Here is a 23,973-nt window from a genome sequence, read left to right as displayed (position 1 = left end):
GCTTCCCGTTACGAATAACAGCCTCGACCGGACAGGGGAACGCTTGAAACCCGACATGCCCCGGAAACGGGGCCGCGGGTTGCGAAAGCCGGCATCGCCGGAAGGTTCGTCTTCTGCAACCGGACGGCGAAAGCCACGCTTGTGGAGATGATGGTCGCTCGGAGGCTCCTTATGACCCCCATCATTACCGTCTTCAGACGATCGCCCGATCGCGGCAGGGGGCTGGCGCGTGACATGCGCGTTCGCTGGGCGCTTGAAGAAGTGGGCCAGCCTTATGACGTTCGCCCCGTTTCGTTCGCTGAGATGAAGGAGGCCGCGCATCTGGCGCTTCAGCCTTTCGGCCAGATTCCGACCTATGAGGACGGCGGCCTCGTTTTGTTCGAGAGTGGGTCGATCGTGTTGCATGTCGCCGAGCGCCATGCGGGCCTGCTGCCGGACGACGCCGATGCGCGGGCGCGGGCGATCACCTGGATGTTCGCCGCGCTCAACACGGTGGAGCCGCCGATCCTCGAACTCGCGACCGCCAGGCTTCTGGAGAGCGACAAGCCCTGGAGCGCGGCGCGCCTGCCGCTGGTCGCGGGGCGCGTTCGCGATCGGCTGACGCCGCTTTCCGATCGCCTTGGCGATGCCGAATGGCTTGATGGCGCATTCAGTGCGGGCGACCTGATGATGGTGTCGGTGCTGCTCCGGCTGAGGGCGTCGGGCCTTCTGGACGACTATCCGAAGCTGGCCGCCTATGTCGCCCGCGGCGAGGCGCGGCCCGCCTACAAGCGGGCTTTTGCCGCGCAATACACGCCCCCGGCCGGGGAGCGGGGATGACCGTGACGTCCGTCCCGTCCGGCCGGCACGATCGAGAGCCGACGCCGCTTCATCCCGCTTCGCGATAGGCGTCACGCACCGCGTCCGGCCGGTTGGCGATTGCACGCAGATAGCTCCTGGCCGCGGTGTCCGGCGTGCGTTCGCCGCTTTCCCATCCCTTGATGGTTTCTTCCTCCAGCCCATACCAGAGCGCGAACTGACGGCGACTGAGCTTCAGCTTCTTCCGGATGGCGGCAACGTCCACCTCGGCCTTGTGGTCATTATGGACCGCCCGGATGCCGGCCTGGCCGAGATCGGCGGTCACAGCCTCGACGCTATCGGTGCGCGGGAGCAGGACGACCGCGCGCCCCAGGCCCTGGCCCTTCGATTCCGCGATCAGCGTCTCGATGACACGTTTGGCTGCCAGCGCCGTCGGGAAAGCCGGGGATCTCCGCTATGCCGCTAAAATATTGATTCTGCCGTCCTTTCGATTCCAAAATTCGCTTGCGAATTCCGGAATCAGGACACCAGGGACCAGAAGCCGAGCTTGCGCCTGTGACGTGTCTTGAGGCGCGTCATGAATGCCTCGTGGGTTTCCAGGCCCGGGGCGTCGGTCATCATGGGGGCGAGGGCATGGCAGGCTTTGAGGTCCTTCGCCGCGTAGGAATAGGAGCGGGAGAGCGCCTGGTCCAGCACCGCCTCGACCAGGCGGCGGTAAAGCCGTGTGGCCTCGTTGGGATGGGCCTCCGAGAGGCGTTCGGCCGCCGGGCGCAGGGTCGCGTAATTCCGCCCGTCCAGCGTGTCGGCGTGGGTACGCACGAGGCGGGCGGCCTCGTCCAGCGCGGGCCATTCCAGCAGGGCGGCGAGCGCCGCCGCCCTGTCGGGGAAATCGATGATGTGGGCGAGCGCCTGCTCCTCGGCATCGATCGCGTCGTAGTCGCCGAGATGGCGCTGGTAGGCCCGCCAGTGCGGCAGGCTGAGGCGTGTGTGGAAGATTTTCAGTCGCAGGGCCTGGGCCGTGTCCCGTTCTCCCGCGGCCTCATGGGCTTCGATCCTGAGATCGTCGCTTGCGCCGTCGAACCGAACGGCCCCGGCCGGTTCGCGCGCGAGCCATTCCAGGGCCTCGCGGGCGCGGCCCTTGTCCAGCAGGCGCCGCGCCACGTCGCCGATGAAGCGGTCCGGGTGCGTGCCGAGGCCGACGGCCTCGATATAGGCCGCGACATCGTCCATGGCGTCGGCCAGGTCCTGCAACCGGCGCGTGATGCGATTGCGGGCGCCGATGGCACGATAATCCTCGCCGCCCCTGGGAAGCGGCAGGGCCTGCAGCCGCTTCATGAGCGTCGCCCTCAGCAGCGCCGCCCCGTCCGTTCCGAGCGCTGCCCGGCACGACGACAGCAGGTCGTCGCATGTGCCGTACTCGTCACTGTCGAGGAGCGTGAGAATATCCTCGACGACATCGGCCGGTTTCCGGTTGGGCAGGCGGCCCCAGAGCCGCCCGAGATCCGACGCGGCGTCGCAGAACACGTTCGACAGATAGCCGTTGTCGTCGCTTCGCTCATGGATGGACGGCGCGAGTTCCACGAGCAGGCGCATGGTCCGCGCGGCCGTTTCGATATCCGCCGCCGCGACGTCTTCGAGAATCGTGTGCCGCAGGGCGTCCAGTTCCGCCGCCAGCGGCTTCACCTTGTCCCAGGACAGGAACCCGCGGGACTGCTGGATCGCGCGCAGGCGCTTCTCGACCTCCTTGCCGAGCCGGTCCCTGGCGTGGGCGGCCGTCAGCGCCATGCGCAGCGTCCGGCCGAGGGCCGCGTCGTGCTCGGCCAGTTCCATCAGGAATGAGGCCAGGCGTTCGGCGCCGAGCGCCTGCAGGTTTTCCCGGGTGAGGGTCGTGCCCGCCTTCGCCGGCGCGGCGGGCTTGCGGGACGCGGTTTTCGGCGCGCGGGATTTCGGCGCCGGAGATTGCGATGAGGGGGATTTCGGCGAGGGGGATCGGGCCATGGCGGCAGGTTATGGGAGGGGATCGCGCGGCGCAATCAAGCCGGCAGGGGAGAGCGCGCCGGGATTGCATATTCCCTTTCGCGCCGAATAATGGCCCGCTCGATGTTCATGGAGGAAAAGACGGGATGACGATACGCATGGTGCTGGGCTGTGCCGCGCTGGTGATGGGCCTGGGCGCGGGAGCGGCGCGGCCGGCCCTGGCCTGGGGTGGGAATGGGCATGCGATCGTCGCCGATATCGCCGAGGCGCGCCTGAGCCCGGCCGCCGCGCGGCAGGTGGGCGATCTGCTGGCCCTGGAAGGCCATCGGACGATGGATCAGATCGCCTCGTGGCCCGACAGCATCGGCCATATTCCGCCTGAGCGGGGCGGGGCGCCGGAGACCCTGCCGTGGCATTATGTCGATATCGACGTCGCGGCCCCCGGCTATGCCACCGCCGATTGTCCGGACGGGAATTGCGTGGTGGCGCGCCTGCCGGACCTGCTGCGCGTGCTGGGCGACGCGCGCGCGCCGCGCGCGAAGCGGCTGGCGGCCCTGAAATGGGTGGTGCATCTGGTGGGCGACATCCATCAGCCGCTGCACGCCGCCGAACGCGACCATGACAAGGGCGGCAACATGGTCAAGGTCAGCTATTTCGGCGAGACGCGGAACGGGCACCTGAACCTGCATTCCCTGTGGGACGAGGGGATTCTGGAACACGAAACCGGCCTGACGACCGGCCCGCATTACGCGATCGACCTGGCCCGCGCGCGGCAGGAGGCCGCCATCCTGAACGACGCGATCACGCCGGGACAGGCGGCGGCCTGGGCCCCGCAGGGCCTGCCCGGATCGCTGGGTCCGGTCGTCGCCGCCTGGGCGAACGAGAGCCATGCCCTGGCGCGCGACGTGGTCTATGCCGACCTGCCCCACGCCGGAAACGGCCCCGGGATTGCACCCGGGATTGCATTGGGCGCCCCCTACGACCAGGCGGCGTGGCCGGTGATCCAGGTCCGCCTGGAGCAGGCCGGGGTGCGGCTGGCGGACATGCTGAACGCCGCCCTGCCGGCCACGGCGTCCGCGCCGGTCCGGGCGCGCTGATTGTAATGTTTCTGATGTGCTGATTACCGAGAGGATTTTCATGTTCCGAACCCGTTTTGCCGCCCTTCTGCTGGCCTCGGCCTGTCTGGCGCCCTGTCTGGCACCCGGTCTGGCGTCCCCTGGCCTTGCCGCCGACAAGCCGGCCGAGGCGCCGAAGGCCGACACGGCCAAGGCCGCGCCGGCGGAGAACGGCCAGGCCGGGCTGCTGCCCGCGGATTCGGTCACGAAACATCGCTATACGGCCGGTGGGCGGACCATCGCCTATACCGCCCATGCCGGCACGCTGACGCTGCGCGACGAGGACGGCAAGCCGGGGGCCAAAATCTTCTATGTCGCCTATACCCAGGATGGCGCGGGGCCGGGGCGGCCGGTCTCGTTCTTCTTCAATGGCGGGCCGGGCGCGGGCACGGCGTACCTCAACCTGGGCGCGGCGGGGCCGCGGGCCCTGCAATTCCCGGCGGGCATGCCCACCGACGGCGCGGCGGCGCGCCTGGTGGACAATCCCGACAGTTGGCTGCCGGCCACGGACATGGTGTTCATCGACGCGGTCGGCACCGGCTATAGCCGGCCGATCGACCCGCACAAGGCGGCCGACGCCTATTACGGCGTGACCAAGGACGGTTCGGCCTTCGCCAAGGCCATCGAACTGTGGGTCGGACAGAACGGACGGCAGGCCTCGCCCCATTACCTGGTCGGCGAGAGCTATGGCGGCATCCGTTCGATCCAGGTCGCGTGGCAGTTGCAGCAGCAGCAGAACCTGATCGTCAACGGCATCGTCATGATCTCGCCGGCCATCCAGATGCAGTTCCTGGATGCGGCCAACAATCCGCTGGCCTCGGCCATGACGCTGCCAACCTTTATTGCCGCCCATCTGGACGCGGCGCATCAATTGACGCCGGCGGCGCTGGACGATGCCTATCGCTATGCGTTCGGGCCCTATCTGACGACGCTGGCGAACGCGCCGCCGCAGGGGGCGGAGGCGCAGGCGTTCTATGCCGAGATCGCCCGGCGTACGGGCCTGCCGGAAGAGGTGGTGGCCAAGCAGCGCGGCGCGCTGGACCCGATGTCGCACGACGTGCGCAGCCGTGGCGAGCGGCTGTATGGGCTGTACGATTTCACGCAATCCATCGCCGATCCGTATCCCGAGGGGATCGACAACAACGACAGCCCCGATCCGACGCTGTTCGGGTTCGGCCGGGCCTATGGCAATGCCTTCGCCGGCTATGCCGCGAACGAGCTGGGCTTTCGCACCGAGCTGACGTACGACCTGCTGAGCATGGAGGTGAACGGCGCGTGGCGCTGGGGCGACCATGGGTCGCCGATGACCGACCAGGTCGCGCTGCTGCGCAAGCTGCTGGCGATCGATCCCGGCCTGCGCGTCTTCGTCGCCAACGGCTATTTCGACATGGCCTGCCCGTTCGGCACCACACGCTGGACCCGCGACCATATCCCCGTCGGCGCCGAGCGGATCGGCCTGCATCTCTATCCCGGCGGGCATATGCTGTACACCCGCCCCGAGAGCCGCGCCGCGCTGTGGCATGACGTCGACGGCTTCTATGCCGCATCGGCCGCGCAATTGAAGTGATCGGCGGTGGCCGGCCGGGGACGCGGGACCCGCGTCTTCGCCGGTCTGGGCTTTCGGCGGATAAACTTAGCCGAATGGATTACTGACTTGACAGGAATGCGCGGATGCAATTAGTTAGCCATATGGCTTACCTTGATCGCGTCTTTCACTCTCTGTCGGATGGCACCCGCCGCGCGGTCATCGCGCAGCTTGCGGGCGGGCCGGCCAGCGTCGGCGAGTTGGCGCGGCAGCATCGCATGGCCCTGCCCAGCTTCATGAAGCACATCCATGTGCTTGAGGAGAGCGAGATCGTCGTCTCTCGCAAAATGGGCCGGGTCCGCATGTGCCAGTTGCGTCCCGGCGCGCTGGCGGCGGCGCAAGGCTGGCTGGAACAGGAGCGGCGTGTTTGGGAAACCCGCTTGAATCAATTGGATTCCTTCGTCGAAACGCTGGCCGAACAGGACAATACCCATGGACATGAATGACCAGATCGACCCCGACCTCGACCTCGTCCTCGAACGCACGGTCAAGGCCAGCCCGGCCCAGCTATGGCGCGCCTGGACCGAGCCCGACCTGCTGAAGCAATGGTTCGCGCCCCGGCCATATGGCGTGGCCAAGGCGGACATCGCGCTTGTGCCGGGCGGCGCGTTCAATGTCGTGATGCGTTCGCCGGAGGGCGTGGATTTTCCGGAAAAGCCGGGATGCATCCTGATCGTGGAGCCGGAGCGGCGCCTGGTCTGGACCGACGGCCTGGGGCCGCAATTCCGGCCGAATGACGAAGCCTTCATGACGGCGGAGATCACGATGGAGCCGGTCCCCGGCGGCACGCGCTATCGCGCGCTGGTGCGGCACAAGAGCGCGCAGGACCGGGCGAAGCACGAGGAAATGGGGTTCTTCCAGGGATGGGGGACCTGTCTGACCCAATTGGAGGAACTGGCCCTGCGGATCTGAGACCGGGCCGGGCGTCGCGGGCCGAATCAGGGGAGCGGCTCGCCTTGTGGGGTTCTGGTGTGGCGCGTTCTCGTGTAGGGGGCTTGGTCGTTCCTGCGTGATCGTTCCTGCCTGATCGTTCCTACTTGGCCGTTCCGAGGTGAGAAGCCTGCCATGATTTTTGTCCGCGCGTGCCTGTTCAACGTCTATTTCATGCTGCTGACGCTGGTCATGGGGGTCGGGGCGTGGCCGATCCGGCTGTTCGCGCGGTCGCTGGCGCTGCCTTATGCCAAGCTGTGGACCCGGCTGGCGGTCGGCGGGTTGCGCCGGATCTGCGGCATCCGGCTGGTGGTGACGGGGCGGGAGCATCTGCCGGCGGGCCGGCCCTGCCTGGTGGCGTCGCAGCACCAGTCGGCGTTCGACACGCTGGTGTGGATGAACCTGGTGGAGCGGCCGGCCTATGTGATGAAAGAGGAGCTGACGCGCCTGCCGCTGGTGGGGCCGATGCTGCTGCTGGCCGGGATGATCCCGGTGCGGCGCGCGGAAGGCGCGAAGGCGTTGCGGGCGCTGCTGGGCGCGGCCGGGCAGGCGGCGGCGGACGGGCGGCAGATCGTCATCTTTCCCGAAGGGACGCGGACCCGGCCGGGCGAGACGGCCAGGCTGCACCCCGGCATCGTCGCGATGGCCGGACATACCGGCCTGCCAATCATTCCTGTGGCCACGGATTCCGGCCTGTGCTGGTCGCGCAATGCGTTTGTCAAGCATCCCGGAACGATCCATATCGCCATCGGGGCCGCCTTGCCGCCGGACCTGGGGCGGAACGGGATTCTTCCCGCGATCTCAGCGGCCTGGGACGATTTGTCCCGCGGATTTACGGCCCGGGACCCACGGGACAATCCTGTGGATAACTCTGTGGGCGTTCCTGTCCCCCATTCGGTCGATCAATAAGATTTGTCGTTCCCCTGGAAGAGGGGCCGGGCGGTCCGCCCGGCGGCGCAGGGGGCGGGTGGATCGGGGTGCCGGGGCTGAAAATCCCGCAAGTGCTTTATTTCGCAACGAATAAATTTCTATCCGCGCAGGGTTGACGCCGAGTCGGCATGGGCCGAAACAAAGGGTTACGGTAGGGCCGGAACCGCGCGCGGCGCCTGTGGATAAATTCCATACGGCTGCGCGGCGACCCTAGCGCCATCAATGTTAATCTTATGTGAATCAAGTTGTTCGCGGCCATTTTTGACATGCGTGACCGAACGGCGTGATCGTCCCCGCCCCCCCTGCCCTGTCCCGGATGGCGAGACGGATCGTCCAGGGGTGCCGGGCGCGGCGCCTGGCCGTGCCGTGGCTAACCATGTCATGTCTGGCCGTGGCGTGTCTGATGCTGGCCGACCTGTCGGCATGGTGGGTGGCGCAATGCCGGCTGGATGCGGCGGTGGCGCGCTGGAGCGCCGATCTGGCCCGCCAGGGGTGGCAGGTGCGGACGGGCGTGCGGATGCGCGGCGGATCGCCGCTGACGGCGCGGATCGTGCTGGCGGGACCGGCGCTGGACGGGCCGATCGGCGGGCCGGCGGGGCGTGACCGGGCCGCCTGGGCGGCGGAGCGCGTGGTATTGTCGCTGTCGCTGCTGCATCCGGGGCAGTTGCGCGTGGGGCTGGACGGCGCGCAGGTGCTGCGCGTGACCGACCCGGCGCGGCCGGACGCGGCATGGATGCTGCGCGGCCGGGGCGAGGCCGTGCGCATCATGCTGCCGCTGGCGGAGATGCCGGGACGATCGGGATGGCCGGGCGGGATGGCGGCCGGACACGCGACCTGGGCGGCCCGGCGTCTGGCGCTGCGGGTGACGGGACCGGGGGGGTGGTCGATCGGGTTCGGCCTGGCGGGATTGCACGGGCGCGGCGTCTGGGATGAGGCGGCCGGCCCGGCGGCGAGCCGCCTGGCGCTGGCGCTGTCGGTCCGGCAGGTGTGGCTGCCGCGGGAATTGCCGTTTCGGCGGCCCTTGGGGTGGTCCGTGCCCCCTGCCCTGCCGGAGGCCGGGATGCTGCGGGATGGCGGGCTGACGCTGGCGCTGGCGGGCGATGGGCGCACCCTGCTGGTGCAGGATGTGCATGCCGCCTGGTCGACCCTGTCGGTGCGTCTGGTGGGGCGCCTGGTGGGGCGTTGCTGTCTGGAATGGGCCAGCCTGGAATGGGCCTGTCTGGAACAGGGTCTGGAACGCGATGGGGCGGACGGGGACCTGACCCTGTCGGTGGCTGGGATCGGCCGGACGGTGCGCGCGCTGGGCCGGGATGGGCCGGTGGCGCCGGACCTGGCGCGGGCGATCGACGCGATCGACCGGTGGGCGGCGGGGATGCCGGGGGTATCCCGGGGCGATGCGCATGGAGACATGTGGGGAGACGCGGGCGAGAACCGGGGAGAGGACGGGCCGGCGCCGAGCGACCGGCCGGTGGACCTGACGCTGCGGCTGCGCGGGCGGCAGGTCTTTATCGGGAGCGTGCCTGTCGGGTGGCCGTGAAATCCGTCGTGAAATCCATGGCGTCGGCATCGGCGTCGGAGGGAGCGAGGGCGTCGCGCAGGGACGCGACCTCCTGCCGGAGGCGCTGGAGTTCCTGCTCCATGGTTTCGGCGGCGGATGGCGCGGAGGGCGGCGCGGGTTCGGGGGAGCGGGAGGCCGGGGGCTGGTCGGGCGCCGGCTGGTAGAAGGCGGCGAACATCGACATGGCGCGGTCCATCATCGCCAGGTTCTGCCGCCCGATCTTTTCCATCTCGGGCGGCAGGAAGGTTTCCATCGTCCGCTGCATCGTGGCGCGGACCTGCTTCTGGCCGGCGGCGAACTGTTCCATCATCTGGTCCAGATAGTCGGGCACCAGCCCCTGCATGCTGTCGCCGTAGAAGCGGATGAGCTGCCGGAGGAAAGTGGCGGGCAGCATGGCGCGGCCCTTGGTCTCTTCCTCCATGATGATCTGGGTCAGGACGGCGCGGGTGATGTCGTCGCCGGTGCGCGCGTCGTGGACCACGAACTCCTTGCCAGCGCGGACCATATCGGCCAGCGTGTCGAGGGTGATGTAGATCGAACTTTCGGTGTCGTACAGGCGACGGTTCGCGTATTTCTTGATGACGATCGGGGCGACCGGGCTGCTGGCATCCGGCAATATGGCCTCCATCAACGAAGCTGGGCCGTCGGTCGGCACGGGGTGGGCGGAACGAAGCGATGGCACGTCCTGGCTGAACGCGAATCCGGCGAGGATGGATGCATCACGGCCGCCTGTATGCGGCCGGGAAAGCGGAAAGGATAGCATGAGACGCAGCAGGATGCACGATGCGCCGCGCGGCCGGATGGCGGTTTTCCGCGAGACGGGCACGGATGACCGGTAATCCGCCCGATCCGGCGGCGCTGATGCGGGACTGGATGGCGATCTGGCAGAGCGAGGGCGCCGCCTTGCGCATGGACCGGGAATGGGCCGAGACGATGCAGCGCGTGGCGCGGTTCTGGACCGAACATGCCGCCCCTGCCCCAACCCCTGCCCCGGCGTCGACGTCCGCGGGCGCTGAGAAGGAAGCGGCCGGGGATGCTGCCGCCGGGGAAGGAGCGCGCGATCGTGACGCAGGATCCTGGACCGGGGGATGGCCGCCTTTTCCCGCCTTTGCCTCCGGGGCCGATGCTGCGCCGTGGGCCGCGCCCGCTGGCGCTGCACCTGCTGGCGGCGGCGAACTGGGGGCCATCCGCGCGCAGCTCGACCGGATCGAGCGGCGGCTGGACCAGTTGGACGCCCGGCTGGCCGGGCGGGCCGACGGCGGCGACGCCCCCCGGCCGAAGCGCGGCCGCCGTGCCGGGGGGACCGGAGGGGGAACCGGACGGGGAGACTGATCCGGCGGCGGGCGCGTCCGCCGTCCCGGACCCCGCTTTCATCGACCCCGCTTTCATCGATCCGGCCTTCATCGCGGGGGTGGCGGCCTATCGCCGGCATCCGTACCGGCGCGTCGATCCGGCGCCGCCGCCGGTGCTGTGGCGCCAGGGGGAGATGCGGGTGCTGGATTACGCGCCCGGCGGCGGCAGGCCGGTGCTGTTTGTCCCGAGCCTGGTGAACCGGGCCTATATCCTGGACCTGATGCCCGGCGGGGATGGGAACGGGGGCGCCGGATTGTCGATCCTGCGCGACCTGGCGGGGCGTGGGGTGCGGCCGCTGCTGCTGGATTGGGGCTGGCCGGGCGAGGCGGAACGCGGGCTGGATTGCGCGGGCTATGTCACGCGGCGCCTGGAGCCGGCGCTGGAAGCCGTGGCCGCGCGATGCGGCGGGCCGGTGAGCCTGGCCGGCTATTGCATGGGCGGGCTGCTGGCGCTGGCGGCGGCGGGACGGCGGCCCGAGCTGGTCCGCGCGCTGGTGCTGCTGGCGACGCCGTGGGATTTCGCCGCTTCCGGCACCGGGGGCGGCGGCGCGGAGATCGCGACGCTGCTGACGCGGATCCTGGCCCCCTATACGGGGATGATGGCCCTGACCGGGACGGTGCCGGTCGATGCGCTGCAGGCGGCGTTCGCCGCGATCGACCCGGCGGGAATCGTCCGCAAGTTCCGCGAATTCGGCGCCGGGACGCGCGATGCGGCGCAGGCGGCGCTGTTTGTCGCCATGGAGGATTGGCTGGGCGACGGCGTGCCGCTGGCCGCCCCGGTGGCCGTGGCGTGCATCCGCGACTGGTACGGCGCGAACCTGCCGATGCGCGGGCAATGGCAAGTGGGCGGGCGGGCGGTGCGCCCCGAGGCGCTGGCCATGCCGGTGCTGGTGGCCGTTCCGGAGCGCGACCGCATCGTCCCGCCCGCCAGTGCGCGGGTGCTGGCCGGACTGATCCCGGGCGCGAGCGCGCTGTCGGTGGCGGGGGGACATGTGGGGATGGTGGCCGGCCCGCGCGCCCGCGCCCTGCTGTGGGAGAGGCTGGGCGCGTGGCTGCTGCGCCATGGATGAACGGCGCGCGGGCGGATCGCATGGGCGGATAAAGCGGGTGGCCGGGGGCGGGAGATCCTGTAAAACCGGAGCGACGCCGTTTGGGCGCGCCATCCATCGAGCCCCGTCCACCAGGCCCCATCCACCAGGGAAACATCCATGATCAGTGCCGAGCGCCAGACACCGCGCGTAGCCCTGGTGACCGGCGGCACGCGCGGGATCGGCGCGGCGGTCAGCCGGGCGCTGCGTGATGCCGGGCGGCGTGTCGTCGCCACCTATACCGCCCGGCGGGACGAGGCCCGGGCGTTCGAATCGGCCACCGGCATCCGGACAATGGCCTTCGACGCCGGGGATTTCGCGGCGTGCGAGGATGCTCTGGCGCGGATCGCCGCGGAAGACGGGCCGGTGACGATCCTGGTCAACAATGCCGGGATCACGCGGGATTCGACCATCGGGAAGATGACCCGCGCGGCGTGGGACGCGGTGATCGACACCAACCTGGGCGCCGCGTTCAATCTGTGCCGGCTGACCATGCCCGCCATGCGGACGGAGGGTTTCGGCCGGATCATCAACATGGCGAGCATCAACGGCCAGACCGGCCAGTTCGGTCAGGCGAACTATGCGGCCTCGAAGGCCGGGCTGCAGGGCCTGACCCGCGCGCTGGCGCTGGAGGGCGCGCGGCACAACATCACCGTCAATACCTTGGCCCCGGGCTATATCGATACGGCGATGCTGGACACCGTGCCGCCGCAGATCCTGGCCGACATCGTGGGACGGATTCCGGTCGGGCGGCTGGGCACGGCCGACGAGGTGGCGCGCTGCGTCACGTTTCTGACCGCCGAGGAGTCGGGCTTCATCACCGGGTCGACCCTGTCGGTCAATGGCGGGCAGCATATGGCGTAAAGCTGCCGCCCGGGGCGGGGTCAGGCGGCGCCGAGGGCCGGGGCGATGCGGCCTTCGGCGTCGACGCGGAATGCGGCGGCGCCGGTGGAGAGCAGAATCTGGCTGTGCTCGCAGGGGCCGAGGCCGGTGCAATGGGTCACGCGGCGGATGCGCATCAGCGTGCTGGCGGGCGGCAGGCGCAGCCAGTCGGCGACGGCCGGGCCGATCGCGGCGAGATCGACCGACACGTCGGCATGGTCGATCGCAAGCCCCAGCCGCCGGGTGAGGATTTCCGCCGAGGATGTTTCGCGGGCCATGTCCTCGGTTATCCGCTCGGCCAGGGCGGGAGGATAATGGACCTCGGTCACCGCGACGCGCCTTCCGTTGACGGAAAAGCCGCGGCGCAGGCCCAGCGCCGTGTCGCCCAGCCCGAGCGCCGCGCGCACCTCGGCGGGAGGCGCGGTCATGCCGAAGGCCAGCAATTCGGTCTCGGGCGCCAGCCCCTGCCCGGCCAGGATGTCGCCGAACGAATAGATCGCGCTTTGCCGCCCGTCGCGGCGCACCGCGCTGACGAAGGTGCCGCGCCCATGGCGGCGGACCACCAGGCCGCGTTCGGCCAGGTGGGCCAGCGCCTGGCGGATGGTGATCCGGCTGACATCGTAGAGAGCGCAGAGTTCGGCCTCGGACGGGAGGCGATGGAGAAAGCGCGGGTCGTGGCCGATATGCCGGCCGATATCGGCCGCCACCTGCAGATAGAGCGGATCGGGGCTGGCGCTGTCGAGAGAGGCGGCGAAGGCGCGCGGGCTTGTCGGCATGGGGGACTCGCGATCGTTGCTGAATGGGATTGAAATGGCGCCGAAGTTGTTATAGGACATCATATAACAACATGAGACATCTTGCCGCGAGCGAACGCCAAAAGCCCGCGCCCTGTCAATGTCGCGCCCATAACCGTGCCCTTCCCTCCAGGATTGCCTTCAGGACCCGATGATGAAACGCTGCCTGCTTCTTGTCGCCACCGCGCTGGCCAGTGGCGCGATGCCCGGTCTGGCACATGCCGATACCCGCGATACCCAGGATGCCGCCCATCGGGGTGCTGCCGTGTCCGCCCCGCCGCGCGTCGCGTCTGCCGCGGGGAAAGGCAGGAGCGGCGCAAAGGCGGCCGAGGAGATCAGCGTGGTGCGGCAGAGCGTGGGCGGCGGCCGCATGACGGTGCAGAACGGGGTGCGCAATCGCAGCGAGGTCACGCGCGATTTCATCGCCAAGCAATCGCCGACGCCGAACGTGTTCCGGCTGATGGCGAGCATGCCGGGGGCGAACGTGGCCAGCGCCGATCCGTACGGCATGGTCAGCGGCAACATCACCGTACGCGGCATGAACAGCGACCAGATCGGCTTTACGCTGGAAGGCGCGCCGCTGAACGATATCGGGTCCTACATGGCGTTTCCGACCGAATGGGTGGATTCGGAGAACCTGAACCAGGTGACGATGCAGCAGGGGTCGGCCAACCTGGATTCGCCGGTCATCGGGGCGTCGGGCGGGATCACGACCATGAGCCTGATCGATCCGGCCGAGACGTTCGGCGGCACGGTCGCGGGGTCATATGGTTCGTACCATACGCACCGGGAGTTCGTCCGGCTGAATACGGGCCTGATCGGCCATTCGGGCGTGCGGGCCTTCGTCTCCTGGTCGCACCTGGAGGAGCCGCATTTTCGCGGCGCGGGCGACGACCACAAGCAGCATGTCGATTTCAAGATGCTGAAGGAGTGGGATGGGGGGAGCCGCAGCAGCCTGGTCCTGACCTTCGACGATTCGATGAAGGTGGCCTATCTGTCGCCGACGCTGGCGCAATGGCAGCAATTGGGGCGCGATGCGAACTACGCCGAGAATTACGCGCCGAACAGCACCAGTTACTGGAAGCTGCATCAGAGCCCCTATCGCGTCATCGTCATGAGCGCGCCGCAGAAGATCGTGATCAGCGACCATGTGGGCCTGGACGTCACGCCCTATTTCTACTGGAATTCCGGGACCATCGCCTCGGCGTCGGTCCTGTCGGAAAGAGCGGTCTATGCCGGGACGCGGCGCTATGCCATCGATCTGAACAATAACGGGGTGATCGGCGACCGGGTGCTGATGTACACGCCGTTTGGTACGCCGTACGTATACCGGCCGGGCGTGGTGTCGAAGATCCATGTCGATTTCGGACATCACAGCCTGGTCTTCGGCGATTGGTACGACTGGTCGCGCGAGCGCATGGTCAACCCATACAGCATGATCGGCGCCAATGGCGGGCCGGCGAATGTCTGGGGATTCCAGGGCAACGTGACGCTGCCGGACGGGACGCGGCTGGCCAGCTATGACAATCTGACGGTCACCCAGGTGAATTCGCTGTTCTTCGGCGACAGCTATGCGGCGCTGGGCGACAGGCTGCACCTGGAGGCGGGCATCAAGGAGACCATGGTGGCGCGCACCGGGTACAATTACCTGCCCGGCGCGCAGTACCGCAGCGGCACCAATGCGGCGGTCACCACGCCGAACCTGGGCGGGCGCTACCGGTTCGACGCGCATCACCAGATCTTCGGCGGCGTGGCCACCAATTTCCGCACGCCGACGCTGAATGCGCTGTACAACACCTATAGCGCCAGCACGGGGGCGATCACGACCCTGGCCAATCCCGGACAGAAGACCGAATATTCCATCGAGGAGGAAATCGGCTATCGTTACCAGGGCGATGTGCTGAACGGGTCGGTGACGTTCTTCAACTATAATTTCACGAACCGGCAGGTGGCGACGCAGGTCGTCATCAACAACGCGCAGATCACCCAGAACATCAATGCGGGCGGCCAGACCTCCCGCGGGGTGGATGTCGAACTGGGAACCCGGCCGTGGCACCATGTCCGGCCCTATGTCTCGGCCGAATACCTGAACGCGCGGATCGACAGCAATTACCAGGTGGGCGCCGATTTCCTGCCGACACGGGGCAAGCAGGCGGTGCGCAGCCCGAACGTGCAGGCGGCGGTCGGGCTGGATTACGATGACGGGACCTATTTCGCGGGGGTGCAGGTCAAATATGTCGGACGGCAGTTTTCGACCTTCATGAACGACCAGGCGATGCCCGGATATGTCGATGCCGACATGAATTTCGGCTATCGTGCACCGAAGCTGTGGCGTGCGCGGCCGGAATTGCGGCTTAATCTGATGAATGTGGGCGACAACAAATATCTGTCGGGGCCGGCCGGGATTGCGCCGTCGGCCCGCGCGACGCGGGGGATTTACGGCACGATGATCGGGGCGACGGGGACACCGACCTATTACGTGGCGGGCGGATTTGCCGCCATGATCACGGCGAGCACGGGGTTCTGATGCGGGCGGATCGGTCATTTGGGCCACATTTCGGCACGCGCCTCGCCACCCGTCGGGAAAACACAGGTTTGCGGACACTTTCAACTTTTCCCGTTTCCCCATGAGCTGCTGACCGTACTATTGGGTATTTGTTTTTGAAATGAGAGGTTTTGGTCATATATTCTCTGAGAGGTTGGAAATCTGATGCCACGTGACTCCCATCTCTATTGAGGCAGAAATGAGCAACTCCGTGTTTCGGCCAGAACTTGAACGATTTACAGTATTGTTTCCGTTTTTGGTGGCGTTTGTTCATTTATTCGGCAATCCGCATTATGGTTTTTTTCGTGACGAATTGTATTTTATCGTCTGCGGTCGCCACCCCGATTATGGGTACGTGGACCAGCCCTTTGTCGTTCCTTTTCTGGCAGCAGGATCGCAAGCATTTGGCACCTCGCTATTCACGTTGCGAGCTATACCCGCTGCTTGTGCAGCTATCACTGTATGGGCAACGATGGTCTTGGCGAGAGACATGGGAGCACGTTTCTGGGGAGTCTGCCTGACGGGCACAACGACAGCGTTGGCGCCAGTTCTTGTTGCGTTCGGTACGGTGTTGGGCCCAGACGCTGTTGGAACGCCCGCTTGGACCCTGGCCGTGCTCGCTGTAGCGCGAGCGCTGCAGGGCCGCGCCGCTTTCTGGATACCGGCCGGGGTTGCTCTTGGTTTCGCCATGGAGACAAAAGACAGCGCGCTGTTTCTTGTCTTGTGCCTCGCAGGTGGCGTCTTGCTAACAGGTCGCTGGCGTGACCTTCTATCCTTCCAGTTCGTTATCGGAGCCATTCTGGCCGTGGCAATCACGTTGCCAAACGCAGTTTGGCAGGCACTCCACCACTGGCCGATGCTTGAACTTCTTAAAAATGGGCGCGAGCGCAAGAACATTATTCTTTCGCCCACCCAATTTGTTTTTCAACTGGCGTCCCAAGCCAGCCTGATCGCAACGATCTTTCTGATCTGTGGGCTCGTCTGGTCGCTTTGCGTCAATCGATGGCGCTGGCTTGGGGTGACCTATCTTCTTCTGCTACTGGTCATGATCGTCCTGCACGGCAAGGCTTATTATCTCGCCCCGATCGATCCTTGCATGTTGGCAGCCGGCGGCGCAGCCTGGAGCAGATGTGGCGCGGAGCGACGCCTGACCAGTGTGCCAATGCTGACCGCCCTGGTAATGACGGGCTGCGCGTTACTGCCGCTCACGATGCCCATCCTGTCCGAACGCTCTGTGCTCGCTTATCGTGACTGGCTGAAGGCGCACGGTTTACATTTCCGACCTACCGAATACGGCCGCACAGCGCCCATCGGTGCAAACTTCGCCGACATGCATGGTTGGCGATTGCTGGCATATGATGTAATGCGACTTCGGCCGAAAACGGCTGCCGGAGTTCCCGCGGACATCCCTATCTTCGCCAGCGATTACGGACTGGCATCCGCGATTGAGGTTTTCGAACCTGCTTCCGACAGGTCACGAGTCATCAGTGGGCATAACAATTATTGGATTTGGGGTCCGGGCGCACCATCGCATACCGTGATCGACGTAGGTGGAACTTTGGTAAGTCATGGCCTTTGTGGCGAGGCCCGCACACTGGGGACATTCCATTCAATATGGGCGCTGCCTGTCTATCAGGGTTTGCCGATCCTCGAATGCCTCGATCTACGCGAGCCCATTTCAGAATCATGGCTAAAACTGAAACATTATTGGTGAGGAACGTCTGATGCCGCACAAGGCGAGGCCTACCCGATTACCTGCACGACGCGCAGTACCGCAGCGGCACCAATGCGGCGGTCACTCGGGCGGGCACTGCCGGTTCGACGCGCATCATCAGATCTATTTCGCGGGGGCGCAGGTCAAATATGTCGGACGGCAGTTTTCGACCTTCATGAACGACCAGGCGATGCCCGGATATGTCGATGCCGACATGAATTTCGGCTATCGTGCACCGAAGCTGTGGCGTGCGCGGCCGGAATTGCGGCTTAATCTGATGAATGTGGGCGACAACAAATATCTGTCGGGGCCGGCCGGGATTGCGCCGTCGGCCCGCGCGACGCGGGGGATTTACGGCACAATGATCGGGGCGACGGGGACACCGACCTATTACGTGGCGGGCGGATTTGCCGCCATGATCACGGCGAGCACGGGGTTCTGATGCGGGTGATCGGCCGGCTGGACCGGTTTTTCGGGCTGCGCCGCGCCGGCACGACGGCGGGGCGGGAGGTGGTGGCGGGGCTGACCACCTTTACCGCCATGGTCTATTGCGTGGCGGTGAATCCGATGATCCTGGCGGCCGCCGGGATGGACCGGGCCAGCGTGCTGAGCGCCACCTGCCTGGTGGCGATCGTGGCGAGCGCGATGGTGGGGCTGCTGGCCAACCTGCCGCTGGGGCTGGCGCCGGCGATGGGGTCGAACGTCATCTTCGCCTATGTGCTGGTGGTGCAGATGGGGGTGCCCTGGCCGGCGGCGCTGGCGGTCGTGTGCCTGACCGGGGTCATTTTCCTGGTGCTGACCCTGACGAAATGGCGCGAGCGGATCGCCCATGAGCTGCCCGATGCGCTGCGCGTCGGCATCCAGATCGCCGTGGGGCTGGTGATCATGTTCATCGGCATGCGCAATGCGGGATTCGTGGTGGCGAGCAAGACGACCTTCGTCACCATGGGATCGCTGGCCGATCCGGGCGTGCTGCTGACGGTGGCGGGCTTTGTCCTGACGCCCGCGCTGGTGGCGCGGCGCGTTCCCGGCGCGCTGATCCTGTCGATCGTCGCGATGACGGCGGCCGGGCTGTTCATCCCCGACGGGCATGGCGGCACGATCACGCGCTGGCCGGAGCGGCTGCTCGCCATGCCCGTCTGGCCGGCGGCGACCGCGTTCCGGCTGGATTTCGGCTATGTCGCGCGGCATGTCTTCTATCTGCTGCCGATGCTGTTCTTCTTTCTGTGCACGGAATTGTTCGGCACGCTGGCGAACCTGCTGGGCGTGGTCAGCGCGGCGGGCATGCTGAAGCGCGGCGGGGCGATCCCGCGCGCGACCGAAGCCTTTGCCAGCGACGCGGTGGGGACCATCGTGGGACCGCTGCTGGGCACGGCGGTGGTGACGGTCTATTCGGAATCGGTCACCGGGGTGCAGGCGGGCGGGCGTACCGGCCTGACGGCGCTGACGATCGCGGCGGGATTTGCATTGTCGCTGTTCCTGTGGCCGCTTTTCATGATCGTGCCGCCGCAGGCGACCGCGCCCGCGCTGCTGATGGTCGGCATGCTGATGTTTCACGGCATCGGACGGCTGGACCTGGACGATCCGGGCCAGACCGTGCCGGCGATCCTGACCTTCATGATCGCGCTGCTGACCAGCAACCTGATCAACGGCATGGCGCTGGGCACCTTCAGCTATATCGTCATGGCGATTGTCGCGGGACGCGGGCGGGCGCTGTCGCCGGTGCTGTGGGTGCTGAGCGCCGTCTTCGTGCTGTTCTTTATCGTTTCGGCCCATCTTCATTCCCCGGTTCACCCCCCGGTTCATCCCCCGGTTCATCCCCCGGTTCATCACTGAAAGTCTGTTCATGCGCGGTCCGTTTCCTGAATTTCGCGTGCTGGGGGGCCTGTTGCTGGCGTGCCTGGCGATGGGGTCCGCCAGGGTGCCGGCCAGGGCGGCCGAGCCGTCCCTGGTGATCATGGACAATGATTTCGCCGGGCCCGGCGGCACGAACATGCAGTCGGTCATTCCGCTGCTGGGCGCGCCGGGGGTGCGGGTGCTGGGCCTGACCGTGACGGTCGGCGACGGGTGGGAGAATGCCGAGGTCGCGCATCTGCTGCGGCTGCTGGAACTGGCCGGGGTGCAGGGCGTGCCGGTGGTGCCGGGTGCGACGGCGCCGCTGGTCAATTCGCGCCCGCGCCTGCTGGCCTGGGAGAAGGCCAACGGCGTGATGCCTTGGAAGGGCGCGTGGCGGGGCGATGCGCCCGACAGCCAGCCGCCCGTGCCGCCCCTGCGCGAGGGCGCCCCGGCCGGCCGGCCGGCCGGCGAGACGGCGGCGCTGTTCCTGATCCGCCAGGTGCATGCCCATCCGCACCAGGTGACCATCGTGGCGGCCGGGCCGATGACCAACCTGGCGCTGGCGATCCGCCTGGACCCGGAATTCGCCGGGCTGTGCCGGCAACTGGTCTTCATGGGCGGGCTGGTGGACGGCAATCTGGGCCAGGTGACCGCCAGCGCCGATTACTATACCGATTTCAACCTGATGTTCGATCCCGAGGCCGCCGACATCACGCTGACGGCGGCGTGGCCGAAGATCGTTTCGGTGGGCGGGGTGGCGAACCCGCTGCGCATGACGCCCGAGATCCTGGCGCGGGCGACGCGGCATGCCGGCGGGCTGAGCCGCTATCTGACGCAATATTACCATCCCCAGCCGATGTGGGACGAACTGGCGGCGGCGATCGCGGTCGATCCCGCGATCGTCACAGGCTCGGTCTCGGCCTATATGGATGTCGACCTGGCCCACGGGCCCAATCGCGGCTATGCCCATGTCTGGCCGGAACAGACGCGCCCGCACATGGGCGAGCGGCCGGTCGAGATCGTCACCGCCATCGACCGGGCGCGTTTCGTTGCGGATTTCGCCGATGCCGCAGGGAGGATTGCGCCGTGAACCAGAATGCGACCCCGGCCGCCGGCGCATATCCGCGCGAGGGCGACTTGCCCGAGACCGACTTGCCCGAGACCGACTTGAACGATCCCGCGCTGCGCGACCGGGCGGTGCGGGCCGCGCGCGGGCTGGCGCCGTTCGACCTGCTGCTGTGCGGGGGCGTGGTGGCCGACATGGCGACCGGCGAACTGCGCGACGCGGATGTCGGGCTGGTGGGGCCGCTGATCGCCAGCGTGCATCCGCGCGGCGCGCGGCAGGACGCGGCGCGGCGCATCGCGCTGGACGGCGCGGTGGTGGCGCCGGGGCTGATCGACACGCACCTGCATATCGAAAGCTCCATGATCACGCCGCGCGCCTATGCCGGCGTGGTGGTGCCGCAGGGGACGACGACGATCTGCTGGGACCCGCACGAGGTGGGCAACGTGTCCGGGCTGGAGGGCGTGCGCTGGGCGGTGGAGGCGGCGCGGGGGCTGGCGCTGCGGATCCTGGTCGAGGCGCCGTCCTGCGTGCCGTCGGCGCCGGGGCTGGAGCGGTCGGGCGCCGATTTCGACGCCGGGGCGATGCGCGAGATGCTGTCCTGGCCGGACATCATCGGCGTGGCGGAAGTGATGGACATGCGCGGCGTGCTGGAGCGCGCGCCGCGCATGAGCGGGATCGTCCAGGCGGGGCTGGAGAGCGGCAAGCTGGTCTGCGGCCATGCGCGCGGGCTGGAGGGGCCGGCGCTGCAGGCCTTCGCGGCGGGGGGAATCGAATCGGACCATGAGCTGACGGACCGACAGGACATCCTGTCGAAGCTGCGGGCGGGGATGACGCTGGAACTGCGCGTGTCGCACGAGCCGGTGCTGCCCGAGGCGGTCGCGGCGTTCCGGGAGATCGGCCGGGTGCCGCAGACCGTGACCCTATGCACCGACGACATCTTTCCCGACGACCTGGTGGCGCAGGGCGGGATCGTGCATCTGCTGCGCCGGCTGGTGCAGTACGGCATGGACCCGGTCGAGGCGCTGCGCTGCGCCACGCTGAATGCCGCGCAGCGGCTGGGGCGGCGCGACCTGGGGCTGGTGGCGGCGGGCCGGCGGGCCGACCTGGTGGTATTTCGCGACCTGCGCGATTTTGCCGTGGGCAGCGTCATCGTGTCGGGCCGGCACGTGGCGCAGGACGGGGCGATGCTGGAGGCGCCCGGCACCGCGACGCCGCCCCCGCCGGGGGGCACCATGCGGCTGGCGCCGGTCGCGGCGTCCTGTTTCGCCATTCCGGCGCGGGGCGAGCGGGTGACGATCCAGACCGTATCCAGGCCGCGCTTTACCCAATGGGGTACGCGCGAGGTGGCGGTGCGGGATGGGCGGGTGGTGCTGCCGCGCGATGCGGCGCTGATGGCGGTGTTCAATCGCTATGGCGCGCCCGGGCATCGTGATGGGACGGACATGCCCGGGATCGGCGTCATCGAGGGCTGGGGCGAATGGAGCGGCGCGATCGCCACGACCGTGCTGCATGACAGTCACAACCTGGCGGTGTTCGGCCGCGACCCCGACGACATGGCGCTGGCGGCCAACACGCTGATCGCCAGCGGCGGCGGAATGGCGGTGACGCGCGGCGGGGAGGTGCTGGCCGCGCTGCGGCTGCCGGTCTGCGGGCTGTTGTCGACCGAGCCGGCGGATGAGGTGGCGCGGCGTTTCGTGGCGGTGCGCGAGGCCGCCGCGTCGGTTTCGACCTGGGACGGCGTGCCGGTGATGATCAAGCTGGTGATCGGCGCCAGCCTGGCCTGCAACGCCGGGCCGCACGTCACCGACCTGGGCATTACCGACGGCATGACCGGAGCGATCGTCACCGACAGCGTCGTGCAGGCCGGATGAGCGGGGCCGACTTTCCGCGCGAGGTGGTCGGGATGCGGCGGGCGCTGCACCGCCATCCGGAAACCGGTTTCCTGGAATATCGCACGGCATCGCTGGTGGCCGGGCGGCTGGACGCGCTGGGCTATGCGCTGCGGATCGGCCCCGAGGTGATGCGGGCCGAGGCGATGCTGGCCCCGCCGTCGGACCGCGAGATCGCCCTGGCGCGGGAAGCGGCGATCGCGGCGGGGGGCGATGGGCGCTGGATGGCGCGGATGCCGGGCGGCCAGACGGCCGTGGTGGCCGAGCTGCGGCGGGGCGACGGGCCGGTGACGGCGCTGCGCTTCGACATGGATGCGCTGCCGGTGCAGGAGGCGACGGATGCCGCCCACACCCCTGCCCGGCTGGGCTTTGCCTCGGCCCGGCCGGGGATGATGCATGCCTGCGGGCATGACGGGCATGTGGCGATCGGGCTGGCGGTGGCCGAGCGTCTGGCCGCGCCGGAGGCGGCCTGGCGCGGCACGCTGCGGCTGATCTTCCAGCCCGCCGAGGAAGGGGGGCGCGGCGCGCTGCCGATGGTCGAGGCCGGCGTGCTGGATGATGTGGACCTGTTCCTGGCCGGGCATCTGGGCTGCCTGCTGCCCAGCGGGCAGGTGGCGACGGCGGCGAACGGGTTTCTGTGGTCGGTGAGGCAGGACGTGCTGTTCCATGGCCGGCCGGCCCATGCCGCGATGGCGCCGGAGGCGGGCCGCAATGCCCTGCTGGCGGCGGCGGCGGCGGCGCTGGGCCTGCATGCCATGCCCCGCCATGGCAGCGGCGTGACCCATGTGAATGTCGGGCGGCTGGAAGCCGGGCGGGCGCGCAACGTGGTGGGCGATACGGCCCGCATGGAGATCGAATACCGCGCCGAGACCGAGGCGATCCTGGAGGGGCTGGCCGAGCGGGCCGGGCATGTGATCCGGGGCGCGGCGATGATGCAGGGCGCCACGGTGGAGGTGATCGCGCGCGGGCATTCGGTCAGCGCGGTGTCCGACCCGGCGGTGCGGACGCGGGTCGCCGCGGCGGCGGCACAGGCCGGCATCGGGCGGATCGTCGCGGAATGGCCGATCGGCGGGGGCGACGACGCGACCTTCATGATGCGGCGGGTGCAGGCACGGGGCGGACGGGCGGGATATTGCCTGATCGGCGCGGACCTGGCGGCCGGCCATCACGACGGGGCGTTCGATTTCGACGAGGCGGTGCTGGAGCCCGCGGTGCGGCTGTTCGCCGCGCTGGTGGAGGCGGGATGAGCGGCACGCAGTCCTTCTGGCAGGATTTCGCGACGGAGCGCGCGGCCGGGCCGGTGTTTCGCGACCGCTATACCGTCTGCGTGGGCGCGCGGCTGCTGGATCTGCCGATCCGGCCGTTGCCGGACGGCGTGCATGCGGTGGCGTCCTTCCTGGCCAATCATGCCGCCTTTGCCGTGCTGGATGCGATCACGGATGCGATGGGCGCGCGCGCCCGCGCGCTGGCGCCGGACATCGTGGTGGGGCTGCCGACCCTGGGGCTGGGGCTGGCGCCGGCCGTTGCCCGGGCCTGCGGCCATGCGCGGTTCGTGCCGCTGGGGACGTCGCGGAAATTCTGGTACGACGCGGGGCTGTCGGAGCCCATCGCGTCGATCACCAGTCCGGATGCGGGGAAGCGCCTGTATCTGGACCCCAATCTGCGCGGCCTGCTGGAGGGGCGGCGGGTGCTGGTGGTGGACGACGCCGTCAGCACCGGGCGGTCGATCGCCGCCGCGCTGGCGCTGCTGGCACGGATCGGCGTGGTGCCGGTGGCGGTATCGTGCGCCATGGCGCAGACCCAGCGCTGGGCGGAGCAGGTCCGCCTGCCGGTTCAGGCCGTGTTCGAGACCCCGCTGTTCGCCAGGGCGGGAAACGGGTGGGTGGTCGCGGCCGAGTCCCCGTGATTCGATAA

General features: G+C 68.3%; 22 protein-coding genes. 18 read left to right on the top strand and 4 right to left on the bottom strand.

Annotated features, from left to right (window positions below; all coding sequences use genetic code 11):
• The first annotated feature begins 171 nt into the window (after positions 1–171).
• Positions 172–819, top strand: a complete 648-nt coding sequence (locus AAC691_RS20885; RefSeq protein ID WP_342628330.1) for a glutathione S-transferase family protein — start codon at positions 172–174, stop codon at positions 817–819.
• Positions 820–868: 49 nt separating this feature from the next.
• Here the strand turns inward: AAC691_RS20885 and AAC691_RS20880 are convergent, their stop codons facing one another.
• Both AAC691_RS20880 and AAC691_RS20875 read right to left on the bottom strand, forming a co-directional pair.
• The gene (locus AAC691_RS20880; RefSeq protein WP_342628329.1) at positions 869–1,123 is read right to left on the bottom strand and encodes a transcriptional regulator; all 255 of its coding nucleotides are present in this window, start codon (positions 1,121–1,123) and stop codon (positions 869–871) included.
• A gap of 194 nt (positions 1,124–1,317) precedes the next feature.
• A complete protein-coding gene (locus AAC691_RS20875) occupies positions 1,318–2,796 on the bottom strand; it encodes a DUF6880 family protein (protein WP_342628328.1) in 1,479 nt (492 codons plus the stop codon).
• Between the two features lie 125 nt (positions 2,797–2,921).
• On the opposite strand from AAC691_RS20875, the gene AAC691_RS20870 reads away from it, so the two are divergent.
• From AAC691_RS20870 to AAC691_RS20845, 6 genes are all read left to right on the top strand, one after another.
• Entirely contained in the window at positions 2,922–3,872 is a 951-nt protein-coding gene (locus AAC691_RS20870; RefSeq protein WP_342628327.1) for a S1/P1 nuclease, read from the top strand.
• 40 nt (positions 3,873–3,912) lie between these two features.
• A complete protein-coding gene (locus AAC691_RS20865) occupies positions 3,913–5,457 on the top strand; it encodes a S10 family serine carboxypeptidase-like protein (protein WP_342628326.1) in 1,545 nt (514 codons plus the stop codon).
• 104 nt (positions 5,458–5,561) lie between these two features.
• Positions 5,562–5,921, top strand: coding sequence for a metalloregulator ArsR/SmtB family transcription factor (locus AAC691_RS20860; protein ID WP_342628325.1), 360 nt, complete (start codon positions 5,562–5,564; stop codon positions 5,919–5,921).
• A complete protein-coding gene (locus AAC691_RS20855) occupies positions 5,908–6,387 on the top strand; it encodes an SRPBCC family protein (protein ID WP_342628324.1) in 480 nt (159 codons plus the stop codon). The genes AAC691_RS20860 and AAC691_RS20855 overlap by 14 nt, the downstream gene beginning before the upstream one ends.
• Positions 6,388–6,540: 153 nt before the next feature.
• Positions 6,541–7,314 (top strand): lysophospholipid acyltransferase family protein, encoded by a 774-nt coding sequence (locus tag AAC691_RS20850; protein WP_342628323.1) that lies wholly within the window; start codon positions 6,541–6,543, stop codon positions 7,312–7,314.
• Positions 7,315–7,618: 304 nt separating this feature from the next.
• Positions 7,619–8,872 (top strand): DUF2125 domain-containing protein, encoded by a 1,254-nt coding sequence (locus AAC691_RS20845; RefSeq protein ID WP_342628322.1) that lies wholly within the window; start codon positions 7,619–7,621, stop codon positions 8,870–8,872.
• Here AAC691_RS20845 and phaR read toward each other — a convergent pair.
• Positions 8,841–9,521, bottom strand: coding sequence for a polyhydroxyalkanoate synthesis repressor PhaR (gene phaR, locus AAC691_RS20840; RefSeq protein WP_342628321.1), 681 nt, complete (start codon positions 9,519–9,521; stop codon positions 8,841–8,843). The two genes, AAC691_RS20845 and phaR, sit on opposite strands and share 32 nt — an antisense overlap.
• Before the next feature lie 200 nt (positions 9,522–9,721).
• Between phaR and AAC691_RS20835 the strand changes: the two genes are divergently transcribed.
• The 3 genes from AAC691_RS20835 to phbB all read left to right on the top strand — a co-directional run bounded on the left by AAC691_RS20835 (position 9,722) and on the right by phbB (position 12,197).
• Positions 9,722–10,225: a hypothetical protein gene (locus AAC691_RS20835; protein WP_342628320.1), complete on the top strand. Its 504-nt coding sequence runs from the start codon at positions 9,722–9,724 to the stop codon at positions 10,223–10,225.
• Positions 10,185–11,315 (top strand): alpha/beta fold hydrolase, encoded by a 1,131-nt coding sequence (locus tag AAC691_RS20830; protein WP_342628319.1) that lies wholly within the window; start codon positions 10,185–10,187, stop codon positions 11,313–11,315. The genes AAC691_RS20835 and AAC691_RS20830 overlap by 41 nt, the downstream gene beginning before the upstream one ends.
• A 138-nt stretch (positions 11,316–11,453) precedes the next feature.
• Positions 11,454–12,197 carry an acetoacetyl-CoA reductase gene (phbB, locus tag AAC691_RS20825; protein ID WP_342628318.1) on the top strand — a complete coding sequence of 248 codons (744 nt, stop codon included), beginning with the start codon at positions 11,454–11,456 and terminating at the stop codon, positions 12,195–12,197.
• Positions 12,198–12,217: 20 nt separating this feature from the next.
• On the opposite strand, the gene AAC691_RS20820 is transcribed toward phbB, so the two are convergent.
• Entirely contained in the window at positions 12,218–12,991 is a 774-nt protein-coding gene (locus AAC691_RS20820; RefSeq protein WP_342628317.1) for a GntR family transcriptional regulator, read from the bottom strand.
• A gap of 169 nt (positions 12,992–13,160) precedes the next feature.
• Between AAC691_RS20820 and AAC691_RS20815 the strand changes: the two genes are divergently transcribed.
• The 8 genes from AAC691_RS20815 to AAC691_RS20780 all read left to right on the top strand — a co-directional run bounded on the left by AAC691_RS20815 (position 13,161) and on the right by AAC691_RS20780 (position 23,965).
• A complete protein-coding gene (locus AAC691_RS20815; protein WP_342628316.1) occupies positions 13,161–15,536 on the top strand; it encodes a TonB-dependent receptor domain-containing protein in 2,376 nt (791 codons plus the stop codon).
• Positions 15,537–15,753: 217 nt separating this feature from the next.
• Positions 15,754–17,268 carry a glycosyltransferase family 39 protein gene (locus tag AAC691_RS20810; protein WP_342628315.1) on the top strand — a complete coding sequence of 505 codons (1,515 nt, stop codon included), beginning with the start codon at positions 15,754–15,756 and terminating at the stop codon, positions 17,266–17,268.
• A gap of 10 nt (positions 17,269–17,278) precedes the next feature.
• Entirely contained in the window at positions 17,279–17,710 is a 432-nt protein-coding gene (locus AAC691_RS20805) for a hypothetical protein (RefSeq protein WP_342628314.1), read from the top strand.
• Entirely contained in the window at positions 17,710–19,104 is a 1,395-nt protein-coding gene (locus AAC691_RS20800) for an NCS2 family permease (RefSeq protein ID WP_342628313.1), read from the top strand. Before AAC691_RS20805 ends, AAC691_RS20800 begins: the two co-directional genes overlap by 1 nt.
• A gap of 10 nt (positions 19,105–19,114) precedes the next feature.
• Entirely contained in the window at positions 19,115–20,194 is a 1,080-nt protein-coding gene (locus tag AAC691_RS20795) for a nucleoside hydrolase (RefSeq protein WP_342628312.1), read from the top strand.
• Positions 20,195–20,256: 62 nt separating this feature from the next.
• Positions 20,257–22,041: an adenine deaminase C-terminal domain-containing protein gene (locus AAC691_RS20790; protein ID WP_342630293.1), complete on the top strand. Its 1,785-nt coding sequence runs from the start codon at positions 20,257–20,259 to the stop codon at positions 22,039–22,041.
• A complete protein-coding gene (locus AAC691_RS20785) occupies positions 22,038–23,306 on the top strand; it encodes an amidohydrolase (RefSeq protein WP_342628311.1) in 1,269 nt (422 codons plus the stop codon). The genes AAC691_RS20790 and AAC691_RS20785 overlap by 4 nt, the downstream gene beginning before the upstream one ends.
• Positions 23,303–23,965 (top strand): phosphoribosyltransferase, encoded by a 663-nt coding sequence (locus tag AAC691_RS20780; protein WP_342628310.1) that lies wholly within the window; start codon positions 23,303–23,305, stop codon positions 23,963–23,965. The genes AAC691_RS20785 and AAC691_RS20780 overlap by 4 nt, the downstream gene beginning before the upstream one ends.
• The last annotated feature ends 8 nt before the right edge of the window (positions 23,966–23,973 follow it).

It is taken from the genome of Nguyenibacter vanlangensis (assembly GCF_038719015.1).
Lineage (GTDB): Bacteria > Pseudomonadota > Alphaproteobacteria > Acetobacterales > Acetobacteraceae > Gluconacetobacter > Gluconacetobacter vanlangensis.
Note: the sequence above shows the minus strand (reverse complement) of the source record. Positions and strands in the feature narration are given on the sequence as shown.